Genomic DNA, 3,401 nt, shown 5'->3' on the forward strand with positions numbered 1-3,401 from the left:
ATTCCCCTGCCTGCAGATGCCGGGCCAGCACCGCGCCGGCGCCGCACCAGAACGGATCGCCCGAGGCCAGCACCACAACGCGCCGCCCGCGATAGCCCAGCAGCCGGTCTATGCCATCGGCGAAAGGCACCGGCCAGGTCACGGTCTCGCCGGCAAGCCCCGGCAACAGCGACAGGTGCCGCGCGGCCCCCATGACGATTTCCGCCGCGTCCAGCGCCGCGCGGCTTGCAGGCGACAGGCCTTCCGGGCCATCTTCGCCCAGCCCGATCATCGTCAGCCAGGGAGTGTCAGGCATGGATCCCAACCTTCTGATCCTCGGCGGCACCACCGAGGCGACGGCGCTGGCCCGCGCGGTGGCAGCGGCCGGAATCACCGGCACCTTTTCCTATGCCGGGCGCGTGGCCCAGCCCAAGGCGCAACCGCTGCCGCTGCGCGTCGGCGGGTTTGGCGGGCCGGACGGGCTGGCGGCCTGGATCCGCGAGAACAACGTGACCCACGTAATCGACGCCACCCATCCCTTTGCTTCGGGGATGAGCCGCAACGCGGTGGCGGCCTGCGCGGCCTGCGGCGTGCCGCTGGTCGCGCTGACCCGGCCACCCTGGCAGGCGCAGCCCGGCGACCGCTGGCAGCACGTGCCCGACATCGACCGCGCGGTCGACGCGCTGGGAGAACGGGCGCGGCGCGTGTTTCTCGCCATCGGCCGGATGCATCTGGCCGAATTTGCCCGCGCGCCGCAGCATTTCTACCTGCTGCGGCTGGTCGACCCGCCCGAAAACGCCCTGCCCCTGCCCGACCGCGCGGTCGAGGTTTCGCGCGGGCCGTTCACTGCCGAAGACGATGTCGCGCTGATGCGGGCGCATCGGATCGGCGTCGTGGTCTCGAAAAATTCCGGCGGCGACGGCGCCCGCGCCAAGATTGACGCCGCGCGCGTTCTGGACCTGCCGGTGGTGATGATCGACCGGCCCGACCTGCCCGCGCGGCACGAGCTGCATTCGGTGGAGGCGGTGCTGCACTGGCTGGATCATGCCGGCACCGACCTGGGCGTATAGACCAGCGGCCCCTGCGGCCGCTCGATCACGCGGGTGAGGCTGCTGCCGACCAGGACCACCGTGCGCATATCGGCCATCTCGGGCCGGGCCTCGGGCAGCGGCACGCAGCGCAATTCTTCCTCGGGTGTCGACACCGCGCGGGCGAAGATCACCGGGCGCGCATCGCCGCAGGCCGCGCGCAGCACGTCGAGCGCGCGGGCAAACCCCTCGGGCCGGGATTTCGAGCGGGGGTTGTAGAAGGCCATGGCGAAATCGGCCTCGGCGGCAAGGCGCAGGCGTTTCTCGATCAGGTCCCACGGCTTGAGGTTGTCGCTCAGGTTGATGGCGCAGAAATCATGGCCCAGCGGCGCGCCCGCGCGGGCGGCGGCGGCGAGCATCGCGGTGATGCCGGGTAGCACCTGGATGTCCAGGTCGCGCCAGGGCGCGGGGCCATCCTCCAGCGCCTCGAACACCGCTGCCGCCATGGCAAAGACGCCGGGATCGCCGGACGAGACAACCACCACCTCGCGCCCCTCTGCCGCCATCTGCAACGCATGGCGCGCGCGCTCCAGTTCCACCCGGTTGTCCGAGGCATGCAGCGTCAGCCCGGCGCGCGGGGCCACCCGTTTGACATAGGGGATATAGCCGACCACGTCGGTCGCGCGGGCCAGCGCCTGCGCCACCTGCGGCGTCACCAGAGCGTCGGCGCCGGGGCCAAGCCCGGCAATGATCAGGGCTCCGGTCACGGCCGCCGCCCCTGTCCGTGCACGATGAGGATCGAGAAATAAGGCGCTGTTTCGCAACGGCTTTCGACCAGTCTGGTCACCGTCTGGCCGGCCATGGCAGCATATTCCACCAGCCAGGCGCGCTCGCTCAGCCCGGCGCGATCCAGCGCCCGTTTGACCTTGGCCAGGTTGCGGCCGATCTTCATCACCACCAGCGCATCGGTGCGCTGCATGTGATCAACCAGTTCCTCCTCGGCCAGGGTGCCGGGCAGCACCGTCAGCACGTCGTCGCCCCAGGTCACCGGCTGACCGGTGGCGGTCCAGGCGGCGGACATGCCGGTGATTGCCGGCACCACCTCGACCTGCACCACCCCGGCCAGCCGGGAATGCAGATGCATGAACGAGCCGTAGAAAAACGGGTCGCCCTCGCAGAGCACCACCACATCCTCGCCCTGATTGGCCAGGCCGCGCAAATGTGCCGCGCAGTCCTCGTAAAAGCCGGACAGGATCTGGTTATAGCGGGGATCGCCCAGCGGAATCTCGGTGGTCACCGGGTATTCCATCGGAAATTCAATCGCTTCCGGCGCGATGTTCGCGTCGACGATACGCCGCGCCTGCCCGGCGCGCCCGGCCTTGCGGAAAAACGCCACATGGCGCGCATTGCGCAGCAGCCGGTCGGCCCGCACGCTCATCAGCTCGGGGTCGCCCGGCCCCAGCCCGACGCCATAGATGGTGCCGCCGGTCATTCCGCGCGGCTCGCCAGCGCGTTGATCGCGGCGACGGTGATGGCGCTGCCGCCCAGCCGGCCCTCGACGATGCAGCAGGGCACCGGCTGCGCCTGCCACAGCGCCTCCTTGGACTCGACCGCGCCGACAAAGCCCACCGGGCAGCCGATGATCGCCGCCGGGCGCGGGCAATCGGGATCTTCCAGCATGTTCAGCAGGTGAAACAGCGCGGTCGGCGCATTGCCGATGGCCACCACCGCCCCCGCCAGATGCGGCCGCCACAGTTCCAGCGCCGCGGCCGACCGGGTGTTGCCCATCTCGGCGGCCAGTGCGCGCACGCCGTCGGCATGCAGGGTGCACAGCACCGCGTTATCGGCCGGCAGGCGCGCGCGGGTGACGCCTTCGCTGACCATGCGGGCGTCGCACAGGATCGGCGCACCGCGTTCCAGCGCCTGGCGTCCGGCGGCGGCAAAGCCGGGGGAAAAGCGGATATGCGGCGCCAGCTCGACCATCCCGGCGGCATGGATCATGCGCACCGCGACCTGTTCCTCGTCACGGTCGAACCGTGACAGCTGCGCCTCGGCCCGGATCGTGGCAAAGGACTGGGCATAAATCGCCGCACCATCGGTCTGGTATTCATAGGGCATTCACAACGGCTCCGATCCGGTCAGCAGGTCACGGGGTGTCAGCCCGCGGCGGACCGGCTCATCCCATGATCGCCCCTGTTTCACAAGGTCGAATGCGCCGTCGCGACCGACCAGGGTGATCGCCGCCGGGCGCGGATTGGCACAGCCCTTGGCACAGCCCGATACATGGATGTCGCCGCCGATCCGACAGGCCAGCGCGGTGGCCAGGTCGCGGGTTTCCACGGTGGCCGCCGGGCAGAACGGCGCGCCCGGGCAGGCGCTGGCGCGCAGCAGCGG

General features: G+C 70.4%; 5 protein-coding genes and 1 pseudogene. 1 reads left to right on the forward strand and 5 read right to left on the reverse strand.

All coding sequences use genetic code 11. The annotated features are described in order from the left end of the window. Positions 1-295, reverse strand: a 295-nt coding sequence (locus CVM52_RS24540) for an SAM-dependent methyltransferase (RefSeq protein ID WP_370741725.1), incomplete at its 3' end; no start/stop codon positions are given. Here CVM52_RS24540 and CVM52_RS24545 point away from each other — a divergent pair. Then, the gene (locus tag CVM52_RS24545; RefSeq protein ID WP_100164915.1) at positions 294-1,049 is read left to right on the forward strand and encodes a cobalt-precorrin-6A reductase; all 756 of its coding nucleotides are present in this window, start codon (positions 294-296) and stop codon (positions 1,047-1,049) included. The two genes, CVM52_RS24540 and CVM52_RS24545, sit on opposite strands and share 2 nt — an antisense overlap. Here CVM52_RS24545 and cobJ read toward each other — a convergent pair. The 4 genes and pseudogenes from cobJ to CVM52_RS24565 form a co-directional block, all read right to left on the reverse strand. Beyond that, complete coding sequence (cobJ, locus tag CVM52_RS24550; RefSeq protein WP_100164916.1) at positions 1,022-1,774, reverse strand: precorrin-3B C(17)-methyltransferase; 753 nt, start codon at positions 1,772-1,774, stop codon at positions 1,022-1,024. The two genes, CVM52_RS24545 and cobJ, sit on opposite strands and share 28 nt — an antisense overlap. Beyond that, positions 1,771-2,499 (reverse strand): precorrin-2 C(20)-methyltransferase, encoded by a 729-nt coding sequence (locus CVM52_RS24555; RefSeq protein WP_100164917.1) that lies wholly within the window; start codon positions 2,497-2,499, stop codon positions 1,771-1,773. Before CVM52_RS24555 ends, cobJ begins: the two co-directional genes overlap by 4 nt. After that, positions 2,496-3,125 carry a precorrin-8X methylmutase gene (locus CVM52_RS24560; RefSeq protein WP_100164918.1) on the reverse strand — a complete coding sequence of 210 codons (630 nt, stop codon included), beginning with the start codon at positions 3,123-3,125 and terminating at the stop codon, positions 2,496-2,498. The genes CVM52_RS24555 and CVM52_RS24560 overlap by 4 nt, the downstream gene beginning before the upstream one ends. After that, positions 3,126-3,401, reverse strand: a pseudogene (locus CVM52_RS24565) (cobalamin biosynthesis protein CobG); the annotation flags it as partial.

The sequence above is a fragment of the Pseudooceanicola lipolyticus genome (assembly GCF_002786325.1).
Taxonomy (GTDB): domain Bacteria; phylum Pseudomonadota; class Alphaproteobacteria; order Rhodobacterales; family Rhodobacteraceae; genus Pseudooceanicola_C; species Pseudooceanicola_C lipolyticus.

Coding starts and splice junctions, on each gene's coding strand:
- CVM52_RS24545 (WP_100164915.1), top strand. CDS start 294: ATGGATCCCAACCTTCTGATCCTCGGCGGCACCACCGAGGCGACGGCG.
- CVM52_RS24555 (WP_100164917.1), bottom strand. CDS start 2,499: ATGACCGGCGGCACCATCTATGGCGTCGGGCTGGGGCCGGGCGACCCC.
- CVM52_RS24560 (WP_100164918.1), bottom strand. CDS start 3,125: ATGCCCTATGAATACCAGACCGATGGTGCGGCGATTTATGCCCAGTCC.